A 434-nucleotide genomic window follows, 5' to 3' on the forward strand; every position below is an offset into this window, starting at 1 on the left:
CCGTTGAAGACCGGCACGTCGATCCAGCGATAGTTCGGACGGAAGCCGATGCACCAGAGGATCGAAGTGATCCCGGCCGCCTTCAGGTCGAGCGGGGTGTTGCTGCCATCGGGCTCCCACACAGGCACATAAGGGGCTTCGGTCGGAGCCGTGATCCCTTCACGGGCAATCCAGGCGTCGATGGATTTCTTGATGTCGGCATTGGTCTTGTCCGCATCATCAAGGTTTTCCTTCAGATCCGGTGCGAAGTGCGCCACTTCATCGCGGATTGTCTCCAGCGTGCCATGCAGGCCCACGCCTTCCTTCGCAAACTTGCGCAGATCAAGGTCATGCCCGCCATTTCGGCCCGTGACGTAATGATTGGTCTTGTCACGTGCGCCGTCACGAAGAGGGTGATTATCCACCGTAAGGTCGTAGAAGTGCATGTCCGCAAG

The 434-nt window shown here is 58.5% G+C and carries 1 pseudogene; it reads right to left on the reverse strand.

Annotation, left to right across the window (positions count from 1 at the left end):
* Positions 1-434 (reverse strand): annotated as a pseudogene (locus tag B7449_RS17600) (MSMEG_0569 family flavin-dependent oxidoreductase); the annotation flags it as partial.

It is taken from the genome of Komagataeibacter intermedius TF2 (genome assembly GCF_000964425.1).
Classification (GTDB): domain Bacteria; phylum Pseudomonadota; class Alphaproteobacteria; order Acetobacterales; family Acetobacteraceae; genus Komagataeibacter; species Komagataeibacter intermedius.